The organism is Anaerosalibacter sp. Marseille-P3206, from assembly GCF_900155565.1.
GTDB lineage: Bacteria > Bacillota > Clostridia > Tissierellales > Sporanaerobacteraceae > FUHM01.
This window is the reverse complement of sequence record NZ_FUHM01000002.1, coordinates 335,550-361,093: the sequence shown is the minus strand read 5'-3', so window position 1 is coordinate 361,093 and position 25,544 is coordinate 335,550. Positions and strand designations below refer to the sequence as shown.

At 31.3% G+C, this 25,544-nt stretch carries 26 protein-coding genes, 1 other RNA gene, 1 pseudogene and 1 riboswitch; of the genes and pseudogenes, 26 read left to right on the top strand and 2 right to left on the bottom strand.

Annotated elements, in window-relative coordinates:
* Positions 1 to 5 precede the first annotated feature (5 nt).
* The 9 genes from rpoD to BQ9840_RS12815 all read left to right on the top strand — a co-directional run bounded on the left by rpoD (position 6) and on the right by BQ9840_RS12815 (position 8,672).
* Positions 6 to 1,103, top strand: coding sequence for an RNA polymerase sigma factor RpoD (gene rpoD, locus BQ9840_RS03060; RefSeq protein WP_077370084.1), 1,098 nt, complete (start codon positions 6 to 8; stop codon positions 1,101 to 1,103).
* 60 nt (positions 1,104 to 1,163) lie between these two features.
* Positions 1,164 to 1,862, top strand: coding sequence for a tRNA (adenine(22)-N(1))-methyltransferase (locus BQ9840_RS03055; RefSeq protein WP_077367931.1), 699 nt, complete (start codon positions 1,164 to 1,166; stop codon positions 1,860 to 1,862).
* Positions 1,849 to 2,649: a Nif3-like dinuclear metal center hexameric protein gene (locus BQ9840_RS03050; RefSeq protein ID WP_077367929.1), complete on the top strand. Its 801-nt coding sequence runs from the start codon at positions 1,849 to 1,851 to the stop codon at positions 2,647 to 2,649. Before BQ9840_RS03055 ends, BQ9840_RS03050 begins: the two co-directional genes overlap by 14 nt.
* 15 nt (positions 2,650 to 2,664) lie before the next feature.
* Positions 2,665 to 3,393, top strand: a complete 729-nt coding sequence (locus BQ9840_RS03045; protein WP_077367927.1) for a zinc ribbon domain-containing protein — start codon at positions 2,665 to 2,667, stop codon at positions 3,391 to 3,393.
* Positions 3,394 to 3,431: 38 nt separating this feature from the next.
* An RNA gene (gene rnpB / locus BQ9840_RS03040) (RNase P RNA component class A) lies at positions 3,432 to 3,772 on the top strand.
* Between the two features lie 123 nt (positions 3,773 to 3,895).
* Complete coding sequence (gene recQ / locus BQ9840_RS03035) at positions 3,896 to 6,031, top strand: DNA helicase RecQ (RefSeq protein ID WP_077367925.1); 2,136 nt, start codon at positions 3,896 to 3,898, stop codon at positions 6,029 to 6,031.
* 168 nt (positions 6,032 to 6,199) lie between these two features.
* Positions 6,200 to 6,928, top strand: a complete 729-nt coding sequence (locus BQ9840_RS03030; RefSeq protein ID WP_077367923.1) for an MIP/aquaporin family protein — start codon at positions 6,200 to 6,202, stop codon at positions 6,926 to 6,928.
* Between the two features lie 36 nt (positions 6,929 to 6,964).
* Positions 6,965 to 8,464, top strand: coding sequence for a glycerol kinase GlpK (glpK, locus tag BQ9840_RS03025; RefSeq protein ID WP_200804856.1), 1,500 nt, complete (start codon positions 6,965 to 6,967; stop codon positions 8,462 to 8,464).
* 1 nt (position 8,465) lies between these two features.
* Positions 8,466 to 8,672, top strand: coding sequence for an arginase family protein (locus BQ9840_RS12815; protein WP_234978608.1), 207 nt, complete (start codon positions 8,466 to 8,468; stop codon positions 8,670 to 8,672).
* A 44-nt stretch (positions 8,673 to 8,716) separates the two neighbouring features.
* Here BQ9840_RS12815 and BQ9840_RS03015 read toward each other — a convergent pair whose 3' ends face one another.
* The gene (locus BQ9840_RS03015) at positions 8,717 to 9,235 is read right to left on the bottom strand and encodes a folate family ECF transporter S component (protein WP_077367921.1); all 519 of its coding nucleotides are present in this window, start codon (positions 9,233 to 9,235) and stop codon (positions 8,717 to 8,719) included.
* Between the two features lie 67 nt (positions 9,236 to 9,302).
* A riboswitch (THF riboswitch) is annotated at positions 9,303 to 9,396 on the bottom strand.
* Positions 9,397 to 9,647: 251 nt separating this feature from the next.
* Between BQ9840_RS03015 and BQ9840_RS03010 the strand changes: the two genes are divergently transcribed.
* The 17 genes and pseudogenes from BQ9840_RS03010 (at position 9,648) to spoVAE (ending at position 22,344) form a co-directional block, all read left to right on the top strand.
* Positions 9,648 to 10,475 (top strand): carbon-nitrogen hydrolase family protein, encoded by an 828-nt coding sequence (locus BQ9840_RS03010; protein ID WP_077367919.1) that lies wholly within the window; start codon positions 9,648 to 9,650, stop codon positions 10,473 to 10,475.
* A 125-nt stretch (positions 10,476 to 10,600) separates the two neighbouring features.
* The gene (locus BQ9840_RS03005; protein WP_077367917.1) at positions 10,601 to 11,842 is read left to right on the top strand and encodes a metal-dependent hydrolase family protein; all 1,242 of its coding nucleotides are present in this window, start codon (positions 10,601 to 10,603) and stop codon (positions 11,840 to 11,842) included.
* Between the two features lie 207 nt (positions 11,843 to 12,049).
* On the top strand, positions 12,050 to 12,922 hold the full coding sequence (locus BQ9840_RS03000) for a cation diffusion facilitator family transporter (protein WP_077367915.1): 873 nt from the start codon (positions 12,050 to 12,052) through the stop codon (positions 12,920 to 12,922).
* A gap of 190 nt (positions 12,923 to 13,112) precedes the next feature.
* Positions 13,113 to 14,138, top strand: coding sequence for a C40 family peptidase (locus tag BQ9840_RS02995; protein ID WP_143254308.1), 1,026 nt, complete (start codon positions 13,113 to 13,115; stop codon positions 14,136 to 14,138).
* A 19-nt stretch (positions 14,139 to 14,157) separates the two neighbouring features.
* Complete coding sequence (locus BQ9840_RS02990; protein ID WP_077367911.1) at positions 14,158 to 14,730, top strand: hypothetical protein; 573 nt, start codon at positions 14,158 to 14,160, stop codon at positions 14,728 to 14,730.
* 122 nt (positions 14,731 to 14,852) lie between these two features.
* The gene (locus tag BQ9840_RS02985; protein WP_077367909.1) at positions 14,853 to 16,544 is read left to right on the top strand and encodes a Na+/H+ antiporter NhaC family protein; all 1,692 of its coding nucleotides are present in this window, start codon (positions 14,853 to 14,855) and stop codon (positions 16,542 to 16,544) included.
* A gap of 119 nt (positions 16,545 to 16,663) precedes the next feature.
* Positions 16,664 to 17,512 (top strand): bifunctional 5,10-methylenetetrahydrofolate dehydrogenase/5,10-methenyltetrahydrofolate cyclohydrolase, encoded by an 849-nt coding sequence (locus tag BQ9840_RS02980; protein WP_077367907.1) that lies wholly within the window; start codon positions 16,664 to 16,666, stop codon positions 17,510 to 17,512.
* Between the two features lie 116 nt (positions 17,513 to 17,628).
* The gene (locus tag BQ9840_RS02975; protein ID WP_234978607.1) at positions 17,629 to 17,973 is read left to right on the top strand and encodes an STAS domain-containing protein; all 345 of its coding nucleotides are present in this window, start codon (positions 17,629 to 17,631) and stop codon (positions 17,971 to 17,973) included.
* Positions 17,974 to 17,998: 25 nt separating this feature from the next.
* A complete protein-coding gene (spoIIAB, locus tag BQ9840_RS02970; protein WP_304528583.1) occupies positions 17,999 to 18,421 on the top strand; it encodes an anti-sigma F factor in 423 nt (140 codons plus the stop codon).
* A gap of 5 nt (positions 18,422 to 18,426) precedes the next feature.
* Positions 18,427 to 19,191: an RNA polymerase sporulation sigma factor SigF gene (gene sigF / locus BQ9840_RS02965; RefSeq protein WP_077367903.1), complete on the top strand. Its 765-nt coding sequence runs from the start codon at positions 18,427 to 18,429 to the stop codon at positions 19,189 to 19,191.
* Between the two features lie 77 nt (positions 19,192 to 19,268).
* Positions 19,269 to 19,433 (top strand): hypothetical protein, encoded by a 165-nt coding sequence (locus tag BQ9840_RS12480; RefSeq protein WP_159436066.1) that lies wholly within the window; start codon positions 19,269 to 19,271, stop codon positions 19,431 to 19,433.
* A pseudogene (locus tag BQ9840_RS13040) lies at positions 19,430 to 19,690 on the top strand (stage V sporulation protein AA); the annotation flags it as partial. The gene BQ9840_RS12480 and the pseudogene BQ9840_RS13040, both read left to right, overlap by 4 nt.
* Before the next feature lie 90 nt (positions 19,691 to 19,780).
* On the top strand, positions 19,781 to 20,059 hold the full coding sequence (locus BQ9840_RS12810; RefSeq protein WP_234978606.1) for a hypothetical protein: 279 nt from the start codon (positions 19,781 to 19,783) through the stop codon (positions 20,057 to 20,059).
* Positions 20,060 to 20,073: 14 nt separating this feature from the next.
* The gene (locus BQ9840_RS02955; RefSeq protein WP_159436065.1) at positions 20,074 to 20,496 is read left to right on the top strand and encodes a stage V sporulation protein AB; all 423 of its coding nucleotides are present in this window, start codon (positions 20,074 to 20,076) and stop codon (positions 20,494 to 20,496) included.
* 13 nt (positions 20,497 to 20,509) lie between these two features.
* Positions 20,510 to 20,956 (top strand): stage V sporulation protein AC, encoded by a 447-nt coding sequence (spoVAC, locus tag BQ9840_RS02950; protein WP_077367899.1) that lies wholly within the window; start codon positions 20,510 to 20,512, stop codon positions 20,954 to 20,956.
* A gap of 1 nt (position 20,957) precedes the next feature.
* Positions 20,958 to 21,977: a stage V sporulation protein AD gene (gene spoVAD / locus BQ9840_RS02945; protein ID WP_077367897.1), complete on the top strand. Its 1,020-nt coding sequence runs from the start codon at positions 20,958 to 20,960 to the stop codon at positions 21,975 to 21,977.
* Between the two features lie 10 nt (positions 21,978 to 21,987).
* Positions 21,988 to 22,344, top strand: coding sequence for a stage V sporulation protein AE (spoVAE, locus tag BQ9840_RS02940; protein WP_077367895.1), 357 nt, complete (start codon positions 21,988 to 21,990; stop codon positions 22,342 to 22,344).
* Between the two features lie 14 nt (positions 22,345 to 22,358).
* Here spoVAE and BQ9840_RS02935 read toward each other — a convergent pair whose 3' ends face one another.
* A complete protein-coding gene (locus BQ9840_RS02935; RefSeq protein WP_077367893.1) occupies positions 22,359 to 25,382 on the bottom strand; it encodes a penicillin-binding protein 1A in 3,024 nt (1,007 codons plus the stop codon).
* Positions 25,383 to 25,544: the final 162 nt, after the last annotated feature.

The window sequence follows — 25,544 nt, the reverse complement described above, 5'->3', positions numbered from 1 at the left end:
ACCATATGGGAAACGAAAAGAGTAAAAAAGAAAAAATGGAAGCAGTAAAAGCGCTAATCAGTAAAGGAAAAAAGAATGGGTTGCTAACATACAAGGAAATAATGGATAGTCTAGAAGAAATAGATTTAGATACAGAACAAATTGATGAAATATATCAAAGTTTAGAAGATATGGGGATTGATATAGTAGGAGATAAGGAAGATGATATTCTTTTAGATACTGATGATGAAGAACCTGATGCAAAGAATGAAGATTTAACACCACCTAAGGGAATAAGTGTTGATGACCCAGTTAGAATGTATTTAAAGGAAATAGGGAAGATACCTCTCCTTACAGCTGAAGAAGAAGTAGAATTAGCTAAGAGAATGGAAGCTGGAGATGAAATAGCTAAAAAAAGGCTTGCAGAAGCTAATTTAAGGTTGGTTGTTAGTATTGCAAAAAGATATGTAGGTAGAGGAATGTTGTTTCTAGATTTAATACAAGAAGGTAATCTAGGTCTGATGAAGGCTGTAGAAAAATTTGATTATAGAAAAGGATATAAATTTAGTACCTATGCAACTTGGTGGATACGCCAAGCAATTACAAGAGCTATCGCCGATCAAGCTAGAACCATAAGAATTCCTGTTCATATGGTTGAAACTATAAATAAACTTATGAGGGTATCAAGGCAATTAGTCCAAGAATTAGGTAGAGATCCGACTCCAGAAGAAATCGGCAAGGAAATGAATATGGAAGTAGAAAAAGTTAGAGAAATAATGAAAATTGCACAAGAGCCAGTTTCTTTGGAAACACCTATTGGAGAGGAAGAGGATAGTCATTTAGGAGATTTTATACCAGATGATGAAGCTCAAGCTCCAGCAGAAGCTGCTACTTTTACTCTTTTGAAAGAGCAACTTCTAGAAGTATTAGATACTTTAACACCTAGAGAACAAAAAGTATTAAGGCTAAGATTTGGACTTGATGATGGAAGAGCAAGAACCCTTGAAGAGGTAGGAAAAGAATTTGATGTTACAAGGGAGAGAATTAGGCAAATTGAGGCAAAAGCTTTAAGGAAATTAAGGCATCCTAGTAGAAGTAAAAAACTTAAAGATTTCTTAGAATAATTAAAGGTTCGCTATTAGCGAATCTTTAATTTTAAATTTTTTATAGAAGGTGAGTAGGAAATGAATTTGTCAGAAAGACTTTTAGCAATTATAAGTTTTGTTAAGGAAAAATCAATTGTAGCAGATATAGGAACTGATCATGGTTACATACCAGTTTACTTATTAGAAAATAATATAAGCAAAAAAGCTATAGCTTCTGATATAAGTAGTAGTTCTCTTAAAAAAGCCGAAGATTATGTAGGATTAAAAGGATTAAAAAATGATGTAGAGACTAGATCAGGAAATGGCTTAGATGTTATAAGACCATATGAAGTAGATACGGTAATTATTGCAGGTATGGGTGGGCATTTGATTATTGATATATTAGAAAATAACTTTAAAAAGGCAGAGACTATTAACAACTTCATATTACAACCAATGGTGGCTTCTAAGGAGTTGAGAAAGTATCTATATGAACACAATTTTACTATCGTGGATGAAAAGATAATATTAGAAGAAGATAAATACTATGAGATAATTTATGCAAAATGGGGTAAAGAATTTATAGAAGATGAGATATATTATGAAATAAGCAAAATCCTCTTAGAAAGAAGAGACTTACTACTAAAAGATTTTATAGAAAATAAAGTTTTACAAATAGATGAGATAATAAATACAATAAACCTTGAAACATCTGAAAAAGCTCAAATGAGAATAGATGAGTTATTAGCTAAAAAAACTAAATATAAGGAGGTTTTAAGCTTATATGAAAGCTATTGATATAATAAATATTATGAATAACTGGGCCCCACCCTACTTAATAGATAGCTGGGACAATACAGGTTTTCAAATAGGAGATCCAGAAAAAAGCGTAAAAAAAGTTTTAGTGTCTCTAGATTTAGATGAATATAGTTTTCAAAAGGCTAAAGAAGCAGAGGCAGATATGATTATTACTCACCATCCAATTTTATTTAATCCTTTAAATAAAATTACTACTGAAACTTACAAAGGTAGGCTTATATATAATATAATAAAAGAAGATATAGTGGTATATAATGCTCATACCAATTTGGATGTGGCAAGGGGAGGAGTCAATGATGTTTTAGCTAAGCTATTGGGATTAAAAGATGTGGAGATATTGAGTCCATTAGTTAATCACGATGTTTGTTCACAAGTTTCTTATGGACATGGTCGTATTGGAAATATTGAAGAAATGAACGTGTCTTTATTTTTGGATACTGTAAAGGAAAAATTAGAAGTTGATTATTTAAGGATATATGGTAGTTTAGATAGAAAAGTGCATAGAGTAGCTCTTTGTGGTGGTAGTGGTGGTGATTTTATTCAAGATGCTTTCGATAGTAATGCAGAGATATACATTACTGGAGATATTAAATATCATGAAGCACAACTTGCCAATGAACTAGGGCTAATTTTAGTAGATGCAAACCACTTTGATACAGAAAAAGTAATATTACCTAAAATCAAAGAAAAACTTAAAAAATCAACTAATGATGAGATAGAGATCATTATAAATATTAGTAGTGCGGCTCCATTTACAATATATTAGCAATGGAGGGATTAGATGAATCAGTTAGAATTGTTATGGAAATTACAGATTCACGAACAAAGATTAAGTAGTATTATGGAAAATTTAGATGAATTAGAAAAGGGTATAATGGTTGACAATCTTAACTTAAGAATAAAAAGACTTGAACGAGATATAATAAAGAAAAAGAATTCTTTAAAAAAGAATGATGAGAGAATAAGAGAAAACAATTTAAAGCTAAAACAGTTTGATTATCAATTAAAAGAAGTTGAAAAAAGTTTATATAGTGGAACTATTACTGATTTAAAACAATTAGATTATATGGATAAGGAAAGTAAAAGTTTAAGGAAAGAAATAAATGAAATGGAATTAGAAATATTATCACTGATGGAAGAAATTGAGGATTTAAAAGAATTGATAAATGAAGTAGAATGTGAACATATAAAACTAAAAAAGGATTTTGAGGTATTTAGAGTAAAACAAAAAACGAAAAAAGAAGAATTAAAAAAAGAAGTTAATAGTGAAATTGAAATTATAAGTGAAATAAAATCAAAATTAGAAAAAAGTGCATTGGAAAAGTATAATATAGCTAAAAAAAACAAAGGCTATGCAGTAGCTGAAGTTCTTGATGATGAATGTAGTGGTTGCCATATGATTATATCTACTTCTCTTATTAACAAAGTTAAAAAAGAACAAGAAATATTTCAATGTGAGAATTGTGGAAGAATACTTTATTACAAAAATTGCATTTGCAATAAGGAGTAATATATGTTATAGTAGTAATGCTAAAAAAATGAATAGAGTAACTAGGTCGAATGGTCGCGTGCTATTAGCATGAGGAAAGTCCGAGCTCCGTAGGGCAGGATGCTGGGTAACACCCAGTGGGGGCGACCCTAAGGATAGTGCAACAGAAATATACCGCCTAATATATTAGGTAAGGGTGGAAAGGCGAGGTAAGAGCTCACCAGCAACTAGGTGACTAGTTGGCTCTGTAAACCCCATCTGGAGCAAGACCAAGTAGGGACATAAAAAGATAGCTGCCCGTTGTCGTCCCGTAGGTAGGTCGCAAGAACCTATTGGCAACAATAGGTCATAGATAGATGACTGTTTGAGACAGAACTCGGCTTATAGACCTAGTTGCCCATGAGAATAAAACATCAGCTCAAAGAGTTGATGTTTTTTTGACACTTATGTTTTTAACAAATATAATATATAGATAGTTATATAACCAACTGATACATATAAAAAAACAAAGGTAGGGATATGAATGAATCAGTGGGAAGTGCTCCACAAGTATTATGGATTTGAAAATTTCAGAAAAGGACAAGCTGAACTAATTGAATCAATTTTAAATAAAAGGGATGTATTGGGTATAATGCCTACTAGTGGTGGGAAATCAATATGCTATCAGATTCCTGCATTATTGTTAGAGGGAATAACATTGGTTATTTCTCCGCTGATTTCTTTGATGAAGGATCAGGTAGATGGACTAAATGAATTGGGCATACCAGCTACTTTTATAAACAGTACATTGTCTATTGTAGAACAAGAAAAGAGAATATACGAAGCTGTACAAGGAATGTACAAGCTTTTATATATTGCTCCAGAAAGACTAAATTCTTTATTGTTTTTAAATTTCACAAAAAAAGTAAAAATATCACTCGTGGCAGTAGATGAGGCTCATTGTATTAGCCAATGGGGGCATGATTTTCGACCTAGTTATAGAGAAATTCCGAATTTTATTGCTAACTTAAACTATAGGCCAATAATAGGAGCATTTACAGCAACAGCTACAGATGAAATAATAGACGATATTTCTAATATACTTAAGCTTGATAATCCATTAAAACTAATAACAGGATTTGATCGAGCTAATTTATATTTACAAGTGGAAAAGTCTGTAGACAAGAAATCCTTTATACTTAATTATTTAAAGAAAAATCCAGATGATTCTGGAATTATATATTGTGCTACAAGAAAAGAAGTGGAAAGCATAGGAAATTTACTAAATGATAGTGGGTTTAAGGTAGGAATATATCATGCTGGAATGACAAATGAAGAAAGAAAAAGAACTCAAGATGAATTTTTATATGATAAAATATTAATAATGGTTGCAACCAATGCTTTTGGAATGGGTATTGATAAATCTAATGTTCGATTTGTTATCCATCATAATATGCCTAAAAATATAGAAGCATATTATCAAGAAGCTGGACGTGCTGGAAGAGATGGTGAGAAAAGTGAATGTATTTTACTTTTTTCACCTCAAGATGTAATAAAACAAAAATATTTAATAGAACAGAGTATTTCAAGTCCTAAAAGAAAAGAAATAGCTTATAGCAATCTTCAATATATGGTAGACTATTGTCACACTAGAGATTGCTTAAGGTTAAGGATTTTAAATTATTTTGGAGAAGTGCCAATCAATGAAAAATGTAATTATTGTAGTAATTGTTTGGATGAAAGAGATTTGGAGGACATTAGTATAGAAGCACAAAAGATAATATCATGTGTATATAGAATGGAACAGAGATTTGGAATTACTATGGTAGCTAAGGTTTTAAGAGGCTCAATGGATAAGCGAATTTTAGAATTTAAACTAGACAAATTATCAACTTATGGGATTATGAAAGAATATACTGAAAAAGACATAAAAGAAACAATTCTACTTCTTATAGCAGATGGGTATTTACAATTGACAGAAGGGAAATATCCTGTGGTTCAGTTGACGGCAAATTCTGTAGAAGTTTTAAGGGGAAAGAAAAAGGTTTTTAAAAGAGTTGAAGTTGAAGACAAACAATTTAGAAGAGATTTACTTGTACATGAAGAATTGTTTAGAGAATTAAAAGGCATTCGAATGGAAATAGCAATGAGGAAAATGGTTCCTCCTTATATAATCTTTGCAGATTATACTTTAAAGGAAATGTGTATGTATCTTCCAGAGACTAGAGAAGAAATGCTCATGATAAAAGGTGTGGGTAATAAAAAATACGAAAGTTATGGTGAAGTGTTTATTGATGCTATACAAAAATACAAAGAGAGAACAGGCAGTATTGCTCCAAAGAAGAATTACAAAAGTATAGAAGATAATTCAAATATGGTAAAAAGTCATGAAATTACTTATAATCTATATAGCGTGGGAAAATCTCCAATACAAATAGCAGAGGATAGGCAGTTGACTTTAGATACAGTTATAAATCATTTAGCTATATGTTCTAAAGAAGGAAAGGACGTTGATTGGTCCAATATAGTAGATAAAGAAATAGAAAAGCAAGTTTTATCTGTAGTTGATGAGGTTGGTTCTAGATATTTAAAACCAATTAAAGAAAGACTTCCTGATAATATTTCATATTTAGATATTAAAAAAGTATTATGTAAGATGATTTATGGAAAACATCAGTAAAATCTATTAATAGATTTTACTGATGTTTTTTTTATAAAAGTTAGAAATAAATAATAAATTTTCTTATTACATCATAGAGTATAACAGGGGGTGATAAAAGTAAACTAAGGAAAAATATCTGATAATAATGTTAAATATATTATTAAAATATTAAAAGGGGGAAGGGTAATGTCAAATATTGCTTTGTATTCTGCGGAATTTTTAGGTACACTAATATTAATATTACTAGGTAATGGTGTAGTTGCTAATGTAAGTCTAAAGAAATCAAAGGCTGAGGGTGGTGGATGGATAGTTGTTACAGCAGCTTGGGGTCTTGCTGTTGCAATAGCAGCATATACAACAGGCTGGGTAAGTGGAGCACATTTAAATCCAGCAGTAACTATTGGATTTGCAGCAATAGGCTCTTTAGATTGGGCACTAGTTCCAGGATATATAATCGCTCAGTTGCTAGGTGCTATAGTTGGAGCAATGCTTTGTTATGCAGCATTTAAAGATCATTTTGCAGCAACAGAAGATGGAAATGTAAAACTAGGAGTATTTTGTACAGCACCAGCAATCAAGAATTATGCAAGAAATTTTATTACTGAGGTTATAGGAACAGCTATGCTAGTTGGTGGTATATTAGGAATCAACCATGCAAACAATGGTGTAGGACCATTGAGTGCATTATTAGCAGGTTTCTTAGTTTGGGTAATAGGTATGAGTTTAGGTGGACCTACAGGATATGCTATTAACCCTGCTAGGGATTTAGGACCAAGAATAGCTCATGCAATATTGCCAATACCAAAAAAGAGGGATTCAGATTGGTCTTATGCACCAATACCAGTATTTGGACCAATAGTAGGTGGAGTTATAGGAGCTTTTATTTATCAGTTATTTTTAAAACTATGGGTATAATTTTTTAAAATACAAAATGTTAAGGGGGAAGTAACTTTGGAAAAGAAATATATTATGGCATTAGATCAAGGGACTACAAGTTCTAGAGCTATACTTTTTAATCACAATGCTGAAATTGTTCAAGTAGCACAAAATGAGTTTGAGCAAATATATCCTAAACCTGGTTGGGTTGAACATGACGCAATGGAAATTTGGGCTACACAAATGGGTGTAGCTAGACAAGTTTTAGAAAGAGAAGGTGCGAGACCAAATGAAGTTGCTGCTATAGGCATTACAAATCAAAGGGAGACTACTGTTGTTTGGAACAAAAATACAGGAAAACCTATATACAATGCTATAGTTTGGCAATGTAGAAGAACAGCTCCAATTTGTGACGATTTAAAGAAAAAAGGATTAGAAGATTATATCAAGGAAAATACAGGACTTGTAATAGATGCATATTTTTCAGGTACAAAGATCAAATGGATACTAGATAATGTTGAAGGAGCAAGAGAAAGCGCAGAAAAGGGAGAACTTCTATTTGGTAATATTGATACTTGGTTATTATGGAATTTGACAAGGGGAAAAGTGCATGTAACTGATTATTCTAATGCTTCTAGAACCATGTTATTTAATATAAAAGAATTATGTTGGGATGAAAAAATACTTAAAGAATTAAATATACCAAAATCCATGCTTCCAGAAGTTAGACCATCTAGTGAAGTATATGGTGTTACAGATCCAAAGACCTTTGGTGGAGCGGAAATACCTATAGCAGGAATTGCAGGAGATCAACAAGCAGCATTATTTGGGCAGGCATGCTATAGTGAAGGTATGGCTAAAAACACCTATGGTACTGGATGTTTTATGCTTATGAATACAGGAGAGAAGATAGTTCCTTCAAAAAATGGTCTTTTAACAACAATTGCTTGGGGAATTAATGGAAAGGTTAACTATGCATTAGAAGGAAGTATATTCATAGCAGGAGCAGTTATTCAATGGTTAAGAGATGAATTGAGACTTATTGTGGATTCAGCAGATAGTGAATATTTTGCAACTAAAGTTAATGATACAAATGGAGTATATATAGTACCAGCCTTTGTAGGCCTTGGAGCGCCATATTGGGATATGTATGCTAGGGGAACTATAGTAGGTCTTACTAGAGGATCAAATAGAAACCACTTGACAAGAGCAGCATTAGAATCCATAGCATATCAGACAAGAGATGTACTTGAAGCGATGCAAGAAGATTCGGGAATTGACCTAAAAGAGCTGAGAGTAGATGGTGGAGCTGTTGCGAATAATTTCTTGATGCAGTTCCAGTCTGATATATTAGGTGTACCTGTTCACAGACCAAAAGTAATCGAGACTACAGCACTTGGTGCAGCATATCTAGCAGGGTTAGCAGTTGGATTCTGGAAAGATATGGAGGAGATATCTATGAAATGGAATGTAGACAGAGTATTTAACCCAGAGATGGATGAAGCACACAAAGAGAAAATATATAAAGGTTGGAAGAAAGCCGTTGGAAGATCCTTAGATTGGGAAGAAGAATAAGGTGACAGGAGTTGATTCTCCTGCCACCTTATTCTTTTTTTGTTTTGTAATATCTAAGGAACTTTTGGCAGCTATTCATATGATATCTGGTTTAAATATTGTTGCCTTTGATATAAACGAGTTATCTCCAGTTTATGACCAAAGTGGAGCTTCAACTGCATTAGCTTGTAAATTATTAAGAGAACTTTTATTACAGATTTATAAGTAAATATAAACCCTTTGATCTTATAAAAAGACCAAAGGGTTTTGTATTTAACACTCTTGTTTAAGTACTCCTGTTCTAGCTAATGATTCTACTAGAGTTTTTATTAGTATAGAATAAGCAGGAATATTTATAGCTTGTTTGGTTGCTGCTTTTGACATAGTCACAAGCAATGGATGACCAAATAGAATGTATCTAAAATAAGGAACCATTAGTACAGATGTAGTAACTTGTCCAACTAATATTGATACAAATATTTTCCACAATGGTAGTTTTGGCAAATCAGCCTTTAACACTTTCATAAGAATTCCAGGAATGATCCCAGTAAGGGCTGAAGTTAAAACAAAATGTGGCATAAATGGTCCAGTTGGTCTAACTATAAAACTAACCACATCTCCTACTGCTCCAACAATTCCACCAACAACAGGCCCAAATACTACACCAGCGAAAATAATTGGGAATCCTCCAAAGTTAATAACGCCTGGGATAGTAATAACTCTAGACAATACAATATTTAGAGCAATCAAAAAACCTGAAATAGCGATAATTCTTGGATTCAACTTTTTCACAAAAAATACCTCCTTTCATATATGATATGACAGTCTGCCACATCAGAAAGAAGATATTACTGATAGTGTCAGCGAACGCGATAATATGTCGCAAGCGCTTGCTTTTCGTTCAAAGGCAACGTTCCATCCTTTGACACTTTACGCATATTATCTACTCTGTCATTTTAAGTTTTATATTTGAAACTTACACATACAATATATCAGATAAAAGCGAATATTTCAACGAAATGTTATTTTTTTAGAAAAAGAAAGCTATTTTAAAATAATATAATTAATCTAGCTTTTTTTAAAAAAAATTATGCAATGTGATAATATAAAAATATAATGCTAAATTATTATTGGAAGACTTTTATAAAGAATATTAATTGTAGGTTTTAAAATATATAATAATTCTAATTAGGATGGTGATATTATGGGAAAGATGAAAGTAGGCATATGTCAAATGATAGTTAAGGAAGATAAGGATGAAAATATAAAAAGAGCTTCAAATATGATAAGGAATGCAGCTAGTAATGGAAGTGATATCATAGTTCTACCTGAAATGTTTAATTGTCCGTATGAAAACAAATATTTTCCAATGTATGCGGAAGAATTTCCGGGAAAAACGACAAATACATTAGCCAGATTATCTAAGGAATTAGGCGTATATATAGTAGGGGGTTCTATACCTGAAAAAGATAATAATATAATATATAATACTTCCTACATATATAATAGAGAAGGAAATTTAGTTGGTAAGCATAGAAAAGTTCATTTATTTGACATACAAGTAGAAAATGGAATTAAGTTTAAAGAATCAGATACTTTAGGATATGGTAAAGAAGTTACTGTTTTTCCTACAGAGTTTTGTAAAATAGGTGTAGCTATTTGTTATGATATGAGATTTCCAGAATTAATAAGGCTTATGGCATTAGAAGGAGCAGAAGTAATAATAGTACCTGCGGCTTTTAATATGACAACAGGTCCTGCTCATTGGGAATTGTTAGTAAGGACTAGGGCATTAGATAATCAGGTATACTTTATTGCAGCGTCCCCAGCAAGGAATCAATCTGCATCCTACCATGCTTACGGACATTCAAGTGTTGTAAATCCATGGGGTACAGTCATAAGCGAGGCAGATGAAAAGGAATGTATTATATATGGAGATATAGATTTAGAATTGGTTCAAAGGGTCAGAAGAGAATTGCCTTTGTTAAATCATAGAAGAACAGATTTATATGAGATAAATAAGATTAGGTAAATAAGATTATAATTTAGATATATTAATCAAGTATATCAATAAATATAGTATTTACACCATTAGGTGTTGTAGACTTTTTTAATTGTGATATAATATCTTTGGAATAAATAAAAGGAGGGATTTTAATGGCAAAAATTGCTTTTAAAGGTGGTTTACTTATTGATGGTACAGGCAAAGCACCTGTAGAGAATTCACTTGTTCTTGTAGAGGACAAGAAAATTATATATGCTGGTCAAATGAAGGAAGTTGAAGGAGACTATGAGGTAGTAGACATAGCAGGAAAAACTATTATGCCTGGTCTTATTGATACTCATCTACATTTCAGTGGTAATCTAACTGATAATGATTCAGAATGGGTATTAGAACCTACAATTCAAAAAACAATAGTAGCAGTTGCTCAAGCTCGTGAAGCATTAGAGCATGGACTTACATCAGTTGGTGAAATTTCTCGATCTGGATTACATATTCGTAACATGATTGAAGAAGGTATAATACCTGGTCCTCGTATGGTTTCAACAGGTCTTGGTTTCTGTAGAACAGCAGGACACGGAGACTCACATAAGCTTCCATTAGAATACAATAATGAGTCTCATCCATGGGCAGAAAGAGTAGATGGACCATGGGATTTAAGAAAAGCTATAAGAAAAAGACTTCGTGAAAACCCAGATGCAATAAAAATTTGGTCAACAGGTGGAGGAATTTGGAGACATGATGCAAAGGCTGACTCCCATTATTCTATGGAAGAAATACAAGCTGTTGTAGACGAAGCTAATATGGTAGGGCTACCTGTATGGTCTCATGCTGAAGGATATGGTGGGGCACTTGATTCATGTAAAGCTGGAGTATCAGTAATCATTCATGGTCAAGAATTAAATGAAGAATGTCTTGAAATAATGAAAGAAAAGGATATTACATTCTGTCCAACACTACAATTCTTCTTTGAATGGTTTACAGTATATGAACCACCATATAGACCAATTCATGACAAATATCCTGGAAAGACAACTGCTGAAAAAGAATTAAATCGTATTATAGACAATCTTAGAAATGCAAATGAAAAAGGCATAAGAATAACAGTAGGTTCAGATTCATTCTGTAGTAGCTTAACTCCATATGGAAAATATGCTATTACTGAAATGTATGCATTAAATAAAGCTGGATTAACAGAAATGGAAACAATTGTAGCTGCAACTAAGAATGGTGCTGAAATGCTTAGAATTGATGATATAACAGGAACTCTTGAAAACGGTAAATTTGCAGACCTTCTTGTTATAAATGGCAATCCATTAAAAGACATTCACGATGTTGATGTTGAAAAGATGGATGTTATCATGAAAGAAGGAAGTTTTGTTAAGAAAATTAATTAAAAAACAATATAGGTTAAAATAAAAAATGTGGGATAATTTTTCCCACATTTTTTTATAATTCCTTTTTTATAACAATAGTCATTATCAGTTGATAAATACTTTTGTTTCTCTAAAACAGTGGATTTTTGATAATAACGGGTATATAATATTATCAATTGAAACAAATATAACATATAATAATATATGTTAATGTTAGGGGGCAAGGGAATGGAGAACTATAATTTAGGAATAAAGGTTTCGTTTATAACAATAATTGTTAATGTGATTTTATCTGCTTTTAAAATTATAGCAGGTATTGTAGGAAAAAGTAATGCGATGCTTGCAGATGGCGTTCACACGTTATCAGATGTATTGACTACAATAGTTGTAATATTTGGTTTAAAAGTTTCTTCAAAAGAGGCTGATAAGGAACATCCATATGGTCATGAGAAATATGAACCAATATTTGCAAAATTGTTAAGTACAATGCTTGTTTTAACAGGATTGTATATAGGATACGAAAGTATAAAGGTTTTAATAAGTGGTGATATAAAAACCCCAGGATTAATAGCTTTAGTAGCAGCAATTGCTTCAATTGGCGTAAAAGAAGGAATGTACTGGTATACTGTAAAAGCAGCGAAGAAAATAAAAAGTTTATCTCTTGAAGCTGATGCTTGGCATCATAGATCAGATGCATTTTCATCAGTTGGTACTTTTGTTGGTATACTTGGTGCTAGATTGGGACTTAAGATATTAGATCCTATAGCAGGTGTTGTAGTTAGTATTTTTGTAATCAAAGTAGGAGTAGATTTATATTTTAGGGCAACTAAAGAACTAGTTGATCAGTCAGCTGATGATCAAACAGAAGAAAGGATAATGGATATTGCACATTCAGTAAAAGGAGTAGATAGTATAAAGTCTCTTAAGACTAGGATGTTTGGAAACAAACTATATGTAGATATTGAGATAACAGTAGATGGTAATCTTAATGTTGAACAAGGCCACGATATTGCAGAGAAAGTCCATGATGATATAGAAGAAAAAATAGAAGAAGTAAAACATTGTATGGTTCATGTTGAACCTTCAAAAACTCAAGATTAATTCTTGAGTTTTTGTATTTTGGCAAAAAAACAAATATAAATATTCTGAATAATACAAAAATATCGTTAACTAAAAACTTGATTGTAAATAAAATATATAATATAATAGCATATATAAATTTCAAATAATTAAATATGTAAAACAATATTTTGTAAAGGGTGTGTTTTCGGTGGGGAGGAAAAGATCTTATTTGGCGACAATTATTATTATTGTCATGTTATCATCTATAGTGTTTGCTGATACAGGGGTTTTTATTAACAGTTTTAGTTTAAAAAATAAAAATGGTACTATTACAGAGTTTGCAGAAGAAGACGTTGTGGATATAGAAAGAGAAAGCGAAAATACATATATAATAGGAAAAGGCTCAGAATATTTTGAAGTACCAAAATCTGAGGTTTTAAAAACTAAGGTTAGCAAAAAAGATTATAAAGTACTAGAAAAAACTTTTCTTTTGGACAAACCAGAGGAAAGTGGTAATATTATAAAAACATTGAATCCAGGGGAGATTGTAAATTTAGTTAGAAGTGTTGGAGACTGGGGAATATTTGTTACTGAAGATATGAATAAAGGTTTTGGCATGTTAAAATATTTCAAGGGAAATCCATCAGAAGAAGCTTTTATATCACATGGATTGGCAACTGTAGATAAGGTTATTAAATATGATAACAATAAATATTATGTGCTAGAAATTGGAGAAACTACTCCGATTAAAGATTATAGAGATAAAAAGTTTATAGCATTAGATGAAAACGGATGTGAGTTTAGTATACCTAAAACTTGTATGAAATTAAATGATGGTAAGGGATCTACATCAAGAAATATAATATCAAGAAAAACATCCAATTTAAATAAGGTAATCAATGATGCTTATAGTAAGATTGGTAGACCGTATGTATATGGTGATAAGGGTAGTAGAGGATTTGACTGTTCAGGGTTTACATGTAGTGTTTATGAAGCGAGTATGGGAATAGAGCTAAATAGATCTTCAAGAGATCAATCATTAAATGGTATTTCTGTTGAGAGATCGGAATTAAAACCAGGAGATTTAATCTTTTTTAATACATCTGGTAATGGTATATCTCATGTAGGGCTTTATATTGGTGATGGAAAAATGATTCATGCTTCTACAAGCAATAGTCAAATTGAAATAGCGGATATTAATTCTAAGTATTATAGCTCTAGATATGTAAAGGCTAGAAGAATTATTACGAAGTAGTAAATATGGGGGAGATAGTTTGAAAAAGAAAATAGCAAAATTCATAAGCGTTATAACTGTTGTACCTATTGTAGCATTTTTTGTAATAACTATATTATATATAAATTTTAATAAGCAGTTTAGAAATATTTGGTGGTATATCTATTCGATTTTCTTTTTAACAATACTTCCTTTGTCAGCTTATCCATTACAATATATTTTACCTAAATATAAAAATGCAGGCAGAAAAGGAGAGAGAAAACTAGCTTTTATATTAGCTGTTATAGGATATTTTGTAGGTATAATATTTTCTTTTGTACTTAAGGCTCCTGTTATTGTACAAAAGATGTTTGCTGCTTATGTAACCTCAGGAGGAATATTGGCATTAATCAACAAATTTATAAAATTTAAAGCAAGTGGACATGCCTGTGGTATATCTGGTCCTATTACACTTTTATATCATTTTTTAGGCAGTCCTGTTTTATGGTTATATCTGATATTACCTATAGTTTTTTGGGCGAGAATTAGTTTAAATAGACATAGTTTTAAGGAGTTAATAACAGGAACTTTTGTTGGTATATTTTCAACAATTATTGCTCTTTGCTTTTTTTAAATGTTTTTTAGATTATTATACAAAAAAAGAAGGATAATTTTCAGAAATGTCGAATAGTATTGATAATTAAGAAAGGAGTGATATTTCTAATTTTATCAAAAATAAATAAGGGAGGTTATGTAATGGACAAAAAGAGATTTTTCGTACTCGTATTACTATTTGTTCTAATATTATCCCTACCAGTATTTGCAGAAGGAGAAGAGGAAATACCAAACTTTGGTTGGATTTCTATCTTACCACCGTTAATAGCAATAGTGTTAGCTTTTGTCACTAAACAAGTTTTGCTATCTTTATTTTTAGGTATTTTTATAGGCGCAACGATGCTCAATGGTTGGAATCCTTTCTTTGGGTTCCTAAGAAGCTTAGACGAATTTATAGTTGGTTCATTAGCAGATTCATGGAACGCTGCTATTATTATTTTCTTGTTGACAATTGGTGGTATGGTAGGAATAGTTAACAAGATGGGTGGTACTACTGCAATTGCTGAATCTTTAAGCAAAAAGATTAAAAATCCTAGAACAGCCCAATTATTCACTTGGCTTCTAGGGGTACTAGTTTTCTTTGATGATTATGCAAATACACTTATAGTTGGTCCAACTATGAGACCACTGACAGATAAGATGAATGTATCAAAAGAAAAACTTTCTTATATTATTGACTCTACATCTGCCCCTGTAGTAGGTATAGCACTTATTTCTACGTGGGTTGGATATGAAATTGGAGTTATAAGAAATGTATATCAAACCTTAGGTATTGAAGCAAATTATTATCAAGTATTCTTAAAAACTATTCCTTATAATTATTATTGTGTTTTTTCAGTTTTATTTGTATTATTATTGATATTCTTCCAGAGAGATTATGGTCCTATGTATCAAGCGGAAAAAAGGGCAAGACTTACTGGAAAAGTTCTTGCAGATAATGCAAAACCTATGTCTAGTGATGAGATAACTAAGATGGAAATAAAAAAGGGTATGAAATTAAAGGCTTCTAATGCTATAGTTCCTATTTTGACATTAGTTATAGTAGCTTTTGTTGGACTTTGGTACAATGGTTATCTTGCACTAGAAGGTGGAGTAGACCCATTTACTGCAGAAGGTATGAGGGCTTGTTTTGGAGAAGCTGATTCTAGTATTGTACTTCTTTGGGCTTCTTTTGCTTCAAGTGTTGTGGCGATAATCATGGCATTAGTACAAAAGATTTTAGATATGAACGAAGTATTTGATGCGTGGGTAGATGGAGCAAAATCAATGTCTATGGCTTGTATGATACTTGTATTAGCTTGGTCTCTAGGTAGTGTTACAAAATCAGTAGGAACAGCTAATTTCTTAGTAGGAGTTGTATCTAACAAGATACCATATGGAATTTTGCCTATAATTGTATTTATTATTTCTGGTATTATTTCTTTTGCTACTGGAACTGCTTGGGGAACAATGGCTATAGTTATTCCACTTGCTGTACCACTAGCTGAAGGATTTATACTAAATGGTGGTGCAGATCCAAGTTTATTAGTAATTACTTTGGGTACTGTAATGTCTGGTGCAATATTTGGTGACCACTGTTCACCTATATCAGATACCACCATTATGTCTTCTATGTCTTCTGGCGCTGACCACTTACACCATGTTAAGACCCAAATGTCCTATGCTTTATCTGTAGGAATTGTATCAGGTATATGTTATCTAATAGCTGGATTTACAGGAGCTAATCAATGGTTAATATTATTGATTGGAATTGCAATTTTGCTTGGAATGATTCGCTTCTTAGGTAAATCAGTAAAAGAAGAAGATTTAAAAAAAGAAGTAACAAATAGTTAAAACAATTAGCGGAGATTGATTCTCCGCTATATTTTTGCCAAAAAATAAAGCTTAATATAGTATGAATATGAAAGGAATGATATAATTAAATAAAATACGTAAATATGGGAGGATTTTTTATGGCTAATATTTTAAAAGGTAAGGTTGTTGCTGATAGTATAAAAGAAAATATAAAGGAAAATGTTTTAAAGCTAAAAGCAGAAGGAATAAGTCCAACATTGGGAATACTAAGAGTTGGGAAAAATCCCGATGATATAGCCTATGAAAGAAGTATTTTAAAGAATTGCGAAAATGTTGGGATAAATGGAGTTGTATATGAAGTAAAAGAGGATATTACTACTGAAGAATTAGTAAATAAATTAAATATTCTCAATAATGATGCAAATATCCATGGAATACTAATTTTTAGACCTCTTCCAAAGCATATAGATGAAAAGTTGATAAGTAACACAATAAACCCATTAAAAGATGTCGATTGTATGAATCCGCTAAACCTAGAGAAGATATTTGAAGGAAACACTGATGGGTTTGCACCTTGTACACCAAAAGCTGCTATGAAGATTTTGGAATACTATGATATACCACTTGAAGGTGCAAATGCCGTAGTTGTTAATAGAAGTATGGTTGTTGGAAAGCCACTTTCTATGATGCTTTTAAGCAAAAATGCTACAGTTACTATTTGTCATTCAAGGACAAAGAACCTTAGTAAACTAACTAATGAAGCAGATATAGTTGTTACTGCATTAGGTAGAGCAAAATTTTTTGATGAAGAATATTTTAATGAAAATTCCACAGTTATTGATGTAGGAATTAGTTTAGATGAACAAGGTAAAATATGTGGAGATGTAAACACTGAAATTGTATCTAATATAGCCAAAAATGTAACTCCTGTTCCAGGAGGAGTAGGAAGTGTAACAACATCAATTCTTTTAAGCCATGTAATAGTTGCTATAAATAATTTGAAATAGAGTCTTTCATAAGACTCTATTTTTCTTTTTTCAACAAAACTAGTCACTTTTCTATGAAGGAATATTAAGCTGGATTGGAGAATATATAGATAATGCTCAAGATGGGAGGGGATTTTTTGCAATTAATATTAGATACTATTGATGAAAATTTGATAGTTAAATTTAAGGGGGAGTTAGATCACCATAGTTCAGAAGCATCTAGAGAAAAAATAGATGAATGGTATTATGACAAGCTAAAAAAGAATATTATATTTGATTTAAGAGAACTAAATTTTATGGATAGTTCTGGTATTGGACTTTTAATGGCAAGATATAAGATGTGCAGTGAAAATGGTGGAAAGGTTTTAATTGTAAATGACAATCAAAATATACAAAGAATACTAAGAATGTCAGGAATTTTAAAAATCATAGATGTTTATAGTTCTATTGATGATGCATTAAAAAATAGTATAGGGGAGTGATACTTAAATGGGTGAGAGGAATTATATGAAGCTTGAATTTTCTAGTAAGTCTACAAATGAATCTTTTGCAAGAGTAGCTGTTGCAGCCTTTGCTTCTCAATTAGATCCTACTATAGAAGAAATATCTGATATAAAAACAGCTGTTTCAGAGGCAGTTACCAACGCAGTTATACATGGCTATGAAAATGGAGAAGGTATAGTAACTATTGAAGCTATTATACAAGGAAATGAAATACAAATAATAATTAAAGATTCAGGCAGGGGAATAGACGATTTAAAAACAGCAATGGAACCTTTTTATACATCAAAGCCTGAACTTGAAAGGTCTGGTATGGGCTTTACTGTTATGGAAACCTTTATGGACGGATTAGAAGTAACAAGTGAAGTGGGTAAGGGCACAGTGGTTAAAATGACTAAAAAATTTGAAAGTCTTTCTACTGGGGAGTAGATATTATGGGGTATAGAGAATCTAGTGAAAGCAATTTGCTTGATCATGAAGAAACTATGGATTTAATAGTTAAAGCTCAATCAGGCGATGAATTGGCAAGAGAAAGGTTAGTTAGCTGTAATATTGGCCTTGTAAAATGTATTCTTAAGAGATTTACCAATAGGGGATATGAAGCAGATGATATATTTCAATTAGGTTGTATTGGACTCATTAAAGCTATTGATAAATTTGATACTTCTTATGATGTTAAATTTTCAACATATGCTGTTCCAATGATTATAGGTGAAATAAAGAGGTTTTTAAGGGATGACGGAATGATTAAAGTAAGTAGGTCTCTTAAACAAACTTGCTTAAAGGTTAAATATGCAAAAGAAAAATTAATAAACGAGTTAGATAGAGAACCTACTATTCAAGAAATTGCAGATGAAATAGATGTAGATAAAGAAGAAATAGTTATGGCGATAGATTCAAATTATCAACCTGAATACTTGTATGATGTCATACATGAAAAAGATGGTTCGCCACTTTTTCTTATAGATAAAATAAAGGATGATGGTGGTGAAGGAGAAGAAGATATATTAGATACAATTTTATTAAAAGAGGTACTCAATAATTTAAAGCCTAGAGATAGGCAAATCATTATTCTTAGGTATTTTAAAGATAAAACTCAAGTTGAAGTAGCTAAATTACTAAACATTTCTCAAGTGCAGGTTTCAAGAATAGAGAAGAGGATATTAGAAGATTTAAAAAAAATGTTAGCTAAGGCATAATATTATGCCTTATTTTTTTGCATTAAAATTCAATTCTAGTAAATACTAAATATAGTTATAAAAGATGGAGTGATTTTATGAGAATAAAAATTAATACTAAAATAAAAATATTAATAGTTTTTGTAGTGATAATTTCAATTTCCTTAGGGATACTATTTTATAGCAACATTAACTCTGAAAAAACAACACCTAAAAAAGCTAAGTTTGTAAGAATGCTAAATAATGATGAGATGGGGGGATAAAAATCGAAAAAGAAGAAATTTATATAAAACTAGAATCAAGATACACAACTGAACCTAATAGTAGCGTTTATTTAACTGATGTTGCAGAAATATATTGTAAAAATGCAAGTTTACAAAAGTACTTAGAAGGTTTAAAAATTTATAATGCCAAAGAAAAAGAAATTTGTGATTTTGTATCTGCTATAGATATAATAAACAAAATTGAAAATGAAAGAGATAATGTAAATGTAAATATAATAGGTAAACCAGAGATTCTGATAGAGATTAAGGGAGGGGAAAAGAAAAATATTGTTTTTAAGTACTTAAAGGTAATTATTATATGCATAACTTTATTTTTAGGAGCGGGATTGGCTATTATAAATTTTCATGTAGATGTAAACATGAAACAATCAATGGAAAATATATATTATTTGATTACTGGCACTAAAAAGGATAATCCATTAATATTATTAATTCCATATTCCTTAGGGATTGGTATAGGAATGATTGCTTTTTTCAGCTCTGCTTTTAGTAATAAATCTAGAAGAAAAGAACCAGGGCCAATGGAAGTGGAAATGGATCTTTTCAATAAGGATGTAGATGATTCAATATTAAATATAATAAAAAACACAAATAAACCTCTTTAAATGGTGGTGGTATATTGTTAAAAAGTATAGTCTTAATTGCTATTGGGACATCTGCAGGTGTTATAGTTGGAAATGCAGTTGCAGCTTTTATTACATTGTTACAAATAATACCTAGGCTTATTCAAAATTCAGATACATTACTATATATAAAATGGTATGAAAGAACTTTGATATTAAGTATGACTTTATTTAGCTTAGCATATTTTACAAACTTTTCCTTGAAGTTACCTATTTATTTTACAGTGATATTAGGTATATTTTTTGGGGCTTTTATAGGTATTTTTTCATCTGCATTAGCAGAAGTATTAAATGTAATACCAGTACTTACAAAAAAGTTAGAATTAGAAGATTATGTATTCTATTTATTAATAGCAATAGGTTTAGGTAAGGTTTCAGGTTCATTAATGAATTGGTTAGTTTTAGTTAAGATAAAATAGAAAGGGGTTTCAAATGGATAAGTTAAATAAAAAAGATTATGAGAATTTTGCTAAAGGTAAAATTCCAAAACCAACTTATTTAAAAAATATTATTTGGGCCTTTGTTGTAGGTGGTCTTATATGTACATTAGGGCAATTAATTAGAAATTGGCTAATATCTAGAGGATTGAATGAAGAACAGGTAGCAGCTGGAACTTCAATATTATTAGTTTTTCTTGGTTCTTTTTTAACAGGAATTGGGGTTTATGATAAAATAGCTAAATTTGGAGGGGCAGGTTCTGCTGTACCTATCACAGGCTTTGCCAATTCTATAGTTTCACCTGCTATGGAGTATAAGAGAGAAGGATATATATTTGGTGTTGCAGCTAAGATGTTTGTGATTGCAGGACCAGTACTAGTGTATGGAGTGGGAAGTTCTATCATTGTAGGGATTATATACCTTTTATTAGGAGGTAAATAAAATGGCTATTAAGAGAATTGGATCACAAACTGTAAAGATGGCAAATCCTCCTTCTATTATTAGTACAGCTACTATTGTAGGACCAAAAGAAGGGGAGGGACCTCTAAAAGATTATTTTGATTTAATACTGGAAGATGATTTGTGGCAACAAGAATCTTGGGAGAAAAGTGAAAGCAAAATGCAAGAAGAAGTTTTAAAAATGGCTTTAACAAAAGCAAATCTATCTGAAGGAAATATGGATTATCTTTTTTCAGGAGATTTACTAAATCAAATTGTTGTATCGTCTTATTCAGCTAGACAGTTATCTATTCCTTACTTTGGGTTATATGGAGCATGTTCTACTATGAGTGAATCCTTAAGCTTAGGTGCGATGATTATAGATGGTGGTTTTGCTGACAAAGTTGCATGCTGTACTTCTAGCCATTTTAGTACAGCTGAAAGACAATACAGATATCCATTAGAGTATGGTAATCAAAGAACATTCTCTGCTCAGTGGACAGTAACTGGTGCAGGAGCTAGTATATTGTCATCAGAAGGCAATGGACCATATATTACATATGTTACAACAGGAAGAGTAATAGATCCTGGTATTGTAGATGTTAACAATATGGGGGCAGCAATGGCACCTGCGGCTATAGATACTATTTCAAAACATTTTATAGATACAGGCTATAATCCTGATGATTATGATTTAATCATTACAGGTGATTTAGGTGCAATTGGTAAGAGTATAGTTATAGATTTGATGGGAAAAGAAGGCTATGATCTATCGAAAGTTTATGATGATTGTGGTGTAAGAATATTTGATAATGAAGCTCAAGATACTCATGCTGGAGGAAGTGGTTGTGGTTGTTCTGCAGTAGTTTTTAATGGTTTTGTATACAATCAACTTTTAAACGGGAGTTTTAAAAGGGTATTGCTCATATCTACTGGAGCTCTCCATTCACCCATTACTATGCAGCAAGGAGAGTCAATACCGGGAATAGCACATGCTGTGACTATAACAAATGTAAAAGAGTAGGAGGCATAATATGGAATATTTAAGAGCTTTTGTAGTTGGTGGATTACTATGTGTAGTTGCTCAAATTATTATGGACAATACAAAACTTACACCTGCACATATTTTAGTAATATATGTAACATCAGGAGTAGTATTAACTGCTTTAGGAATATATGAACCACTTATCAAGTTTGGAGGTGCAGGAGCTTCTGTACCACTAACTGGTTTTGGATATGCTCTATGTAAAGGGGTTTTTAAAGGGGTTGAAAAATATGGATTGATAGGAGCATTTACGGGAGGTCTTCAAGCTACAGCAGGAGGTATTGCAGCAGCTATTATATTTGGATATATTATGGCAGTAGTTTCTAAGCCAAAAACGAAAAACTAAGGAAGAAATCTTCCTTAGTTTCCATTGTTTTGAGAATTATTGTTTTTATTATTATCTTTTTTATTTTCTTCTTGTCTTCCAGAATTTTGTGTATCGTCATCAGGTATCAAATCATCGATTCCGTTATTTGGAGGCATATTCATGTCTTGCTCTTCTCCATCTTCATTTTTATCTTTATTTTCATCTTCGTCGTCAAGCAAATTATCTAACCAATCATTTATTGTGTTTTCTTGATTGTGAACATCGCAAGTTTTAGTAGGAGCAGTATAAATATAATCTTTTGGTACTATTCCACCATGATTTTCAGGATTATATGGTGGATTTCTCTTGATGAAAACTCTTGATTCTACAGAATCTTCAGGACAATATTCGTTGGCAATTTTGTTAGTTTCTTTATCAATGGTTAGTTCAATATGAACATCACACTTTTCTTTAGGTTCAGTACCTTTTGCGAAGATCTCAGTAATAATTGTACTACCTCTAGGATCTTTACTACAAAGGTCTGAAGGAATCTTACCTGATTGACTACATACACTTACAGATACTATATTTTCTGGTCTTTCAAAATTCTTAGTTTCTAAGTTTTCATGTATATCAGTCATAATTGTTTTCCAAAATTCCACTGCTTTTCTACTACCTTGTGATAATTTTATCTTTGGAGAGTCATTTCCAATCCAAACACCAGTTACATAATATGGTGTATATCCTACAAACCAAATATCTGCTTGGTCTTGAGTGGTACCAGTTTTACCTGCAACAGGCATATTAGGCATTTTTGCTCTTCCTGCTAGACCATTTGTTACTGTAGTTCTTAGTATATCAGACATAACAAATGCTATTTCAGGAGATACTACCTTATTCTTATTTGGTGTATTTTCAAGTAGTGTGTTGCCATTCTTATCTAATATCTTTGTAAAAGCAATTGGTTCTATATAAGTTCCGCTATTTGCAATAGCACCATAAGCGGCAGTCATTTCAAGTGGTGTTAAACCTTTTGTCATACCACCAAGTCCGAGAGCGGACAAGTTTTCATCATTATTTACTTTATTTTCTGATCTTGATACAAAACTATCATTTTCTGGATGGTCAGGATCGATAATACCTAGCCTTGATAGATATTCCATGGAAGTATTTATTCCGATAGCTTCCAATGTTTTTACAGAGTTTACATTTACAGATTGTTCTACTGACCTTCTTAAGGAAGTTATTCCAGCATAACTCTTGTTCCAGTTCTTTGGCCATATTTCTCCAGCTTCATTATGAAATGGTATATCATCAATAGGTGTAGCTGCAGTAAAGCCATTGTCTAGAGCTGGAAGATAAACTGCTATTGGCTTTATAGATGAACCAGGCTGTCTTTGGGATGAAGTTGCTCTATTTAATAGTTTGTTTCCTTTAATATCTCTTCCACCAACAAGTGCTTTAATATGCCCAGTTCTATAATCCATAACTACAGTTGCTGATTGAGGTTGAACTATACCATCTTTGCTTCTAAAGAAATAATCTGATTTAATAAGTAAATTACCATTTCCGTCAATAGAATAAAAGTCACTTTTTTCTGATAGAAATTTGCTTGAAATGATTATTTCTTTATTTTCTCCAAGTGTAAAGGCATTTTCTGATAGTGTTAAAGAGCCTACTGAATGTGTAACTAGGTTCTTTTTGCCATCAATAGTATAGTAATCACCAATATCTATATTGTTTTTATAAGGAGTGAACTTTTTGTTCTTTAATACTAAGTTACTATCTATTAATTCAAAAGTACCTTTTTCTACTAATAAATTGTAGTTTTCATCAAATAAGTTTTCTTGTTTGTAGAAAACTATATTGTTTCTATCGTCAATTATATTACCGGATTTATCCAGTCGCCAACTTACTAGAGCTGGAGCATTGATCTTTTCAGGATTTCCAAGCAATACTTCTGTAAAATTATTATATATTCCTTCAATTTTATGTTGCATATTTACATCCATAGTAGAGTAAATTTTTAATCCACCTGTATAGAGTTCTTCTTCAGCTTGTTCTCTTGTATATCCTAATTGATTAACCATTTCATTTATAGCTTGATATTTTACAAAGTCAGTAAAATAGGAAGAAATTCCTGTAATCTTTTTTTCACCAGGTTTTAAACTCTCTTTAATATTTTGATTTAGTGCTTCATTATATTCTACTTCAGTTATCATACCTAATTCTTTCATTTTGTTTAATACTAGCTTTTGTCTTTTTATAGATTCATCATTATAAATTGCAATATATTTTTCTCCTAATATATCTATTTGTCCAATTTCTGCATGTGTATCACTATTAAAGTCATCTGGTTTTATAGTTTGATATGGAGAATACCTACTAGGGCTTTTTATGATTCCAGCAAGTAAAGCACTTTCTGCAACAGTTAATTCATCTACATTCTTTGAAAAGTATGTTTGTGCAGCAGCTTGAACTCCATATGCCCCTTGTCCTAAATATATCCTATTTAAGTATGCTTCTAAAATTTGATCTTTTGTTAATACTTTTTCAATCTGTAAAGATAAATACGCTTCTTTGATTTTTCTGTCTAGTTTCTTTTCGTTAGTTAGATATAAGTTTTTAGCTAATTGTTGAGTTATTGTACTAGCACCTCTAACAATATGCCCTGCTTTTACATTGTCTATTGTTGACTTAATTATTCCCTTTGGATCAACTCCAATATGAGTCCTAAATCGTTCATCTTCAATAGCAATAAAGGCATTTTGTAAATGTTTTGGCATTTTGCTTAATTCAACTATTGTTCTATACTCGTTTTTTTCAGATTGAATCTTTTCAATTACATTCCCATTTTCATCAAGTATAAATGAAGTTTGAGTTAGTAAAGATTCAATATTAGTTGGATCAATATCTGGTGCATCTTTTGCGATGGCTATTACCATACCAACTACTGCACCAATTCCTATTACAATAACCATTAATAAGATCAATAAAAATATTTTCAGTCCATTTTTTTTCTTCTTTGTTTTCTTTTTTCTAGTCTCATCTGACTTTTTCTTATTGTCTTCAGACATTATAAAAAACCTCCTTAATAGAGAAAAAGGTAGAATAACAAATTAATTATACCACATTAATATTCCCTTGTTAACTAATAGACCATTCTCTATTATTATAATATAAATACCAAATTTGTACACTTAAATATTTTCATGCATATATTATATACGAGGGGGGGT